At 62.7% G+C, this 1,789-nt stretch carries 2 protein-coding genes; both read right to left on the bottom strand.

Annotated features, from left to right (window positions below):
- Positions 1-152: 152 nt before the first annotated feature.
- Positions 153-1,373 (bottom strand): 23S rRNA pseudouridine(2605) synthase RluB, encoded by a 1,221-nt coding sequence (gene rluB, locus HT737_RS23400; RefSeq protein WP_182404107.1) that lies wholly within the window; start codon positions 1,371-1,373, stop codon positions 153-155.
- Between the two features lie 142 nt (positions 1,374-1,515).
- On the bottom strand, positions 1,516-1,707 hold the full coding sequence (locus HT737_RS23395; RefSeq protein ID WP_047292462.1) for a DUF1289 domain-containing protein: 192 nt from the start codon (positions 1,705-1,707) through the stop codon (positions 1,516-1,518).
- Positions 1,708-1,789 lie beyond the last annotated feature (82 nt).

Genomic DNA, 1,789 nt, shown 5'->3' with positions numbered 1-1,789 from the left:
CTCCTACAGGGGATTTGTGTTTGTCGCATCTCCAATGTGGGAGCGAGCCTGCTCGCGAAGAGGCCGAATCAGTCGCTGCATAACTTCTGCCAGACAAAAAAAAACGCCAACCCTGCGAGCTCGAAGCTTGCCGCTCAAAGCTCACAGCTGCCTTATTCCGGCTTCTTGCGACCGAAGCCTGGACGCTGACCGGAACCGGCCGGTGCGCCACGGCGCTTGCCCGATGGCTTGTCGCCGTCGACCAGTTTGATCCCCGGACGCTTCGGTACAGGCTTGGCCGGACGCTTGTTGGTGGTGTCCGCAGGACGATCCGCCACTGGCGTACCACGACCGGCCGGCGCACGACCTTCGCCACGCTCGGTGCGACCGTTGGCCGGACGCGGTGCGCGCTCGCCGTCACGGGCCACTGGCTTGCGACCCGGACGCTCGCCTTCGATCTGCGGCTCACGGCTCGGACGCGGACCGGTCGGCGCGCCAGCGGCGGGACGCAGAGTGCGCACGCGCTCGGTCTTGGCCATTGGCCGCGACGATTTACGCTGCATACGCTCCAGCTTGTCCTTGCTCTTGGCGTTGAGTTGCGGCATCGCCACCGGCGTCAGGCCGACTTCGGCACTGAGCACGTCGACTTCGTACTGGCTCATTTCGCGCCAGCGGCCCATCGGCAGGTCGGAGTTGAGGAATACCGGACCGAAGCGCACGCGCTTCAGACGGCTGACCACCAGCCCTTGGGATTCCCACAGACGACGAACCTCACGGTTACGGCCTTCCATCACCACGCAGTGATACCAGTGGTTGAAGCCTTCGCCGCCCGGCGCCTGTTGAATGTCGGTGAAACGCGCCGGGCCGTCTTCCAGCACCACGCCGGCCTTCAGGCGCTCGATCATCTCGTCGTCGACTTCACCGCGGACACGCACGGCGTACTCACGGTCCATCTCGTAGGACGGGTGCATCAGACGGTTGGCCAACTCACCGTCGGTGGTGAACATCAGCAGACCGGTGGTGTTGATGTCGAGACGACCGATGTTGATCCAGCGGCCTTCTTTCGGGCGCGGCAGCTTGTCGAACACGGTCGGACGGCCTTCCGGGTCGTCACGGGTGCAGATTTCGCCATCGGGCTTGTTGTACATGATCACGCGGCGCACCGACTCGGCCGCCTCTTCGCGCTTGATCACCTTGCCATCAATGGTGATGGCATCGTGCATGTCGACGCGCAGGCCGAGGGTGGCGTCTTTGCCATTGACCTTGATCCGGCCCTGGCTGATCCAGGCTTCGACGTCACGGCGTGAGCCGACGCCGATACGGGCGAGGACTTTCTGCAGTTTTTCGCCTGCCGGGCCGATTTCCTGGTCGTCTTTCTGATTGATGTCACTCATCTGGGCACCTCCCGGTGTGGTCTGTTCAGGCGGCGCCTGAAGCATTGAAATCTGGTTTTCGGGCGAAGGGATCGCCGAAGGGTCGCGAATCATACGCGGATGTGCGCCATCGCGCATCAGAGACTAGCTGATCGATCGACAGTTATTTCTTTTTCCGCCGACCGGCGCCACCGAGTTTGATCAGGCGCAGCGCGGCTTCCGCCAGCACTGTGCGCTTGTCGTCCTTGTCGAGTTTCTTCCAGGCGCGGATTTCGCGCTTGCTGCGGCCACAGCCGAGGCAGATGTCATCGCTGAACTTGCAGAGGCTGATGCACGGGTCTTTGGTCGAGCTCATGGGGTCTCCCTTGAAGATCAAAAGATCGCAGCCTGCGGCAGCTTCTACATTGGAATACGGTCCCTGTAGGAGCTGCCGCAGG

Source organism: Pseudomonas sp. MD195_PC81_125 (assembly GCF_014060985.1).
Classification (GTDB): Bacteria; Pseudomonadota; Gammaproteobacteria; order Pseudomonadales; family Pseudomonadaceae; genus Aquipseudomonas; species Aquipseudomonas parakoreensis.
The sequence above is the reverse complement of the archived record's forward strand: the minus strand, read 5'-3'. Positions and strand labels throughout refer to the sequence as shown.

Bases quoted from the DNA above. Each gene is read 5' to 3' on its own strand.
- rluB (WP_182404107.1), bottom strand. From the start codon at position 1,373: ATGAGTGACATCAATCAGAAAGACGACCAGGAAATCGGCCCGGCAGGC.
- HT737_RS23395 (WP_047292462.1), bottom strand. From the start codon at position 1,707: ATGAGCTCGACCAAAGACCCGTGCATCAGCCTCTGCAAGTTCAGCGAT.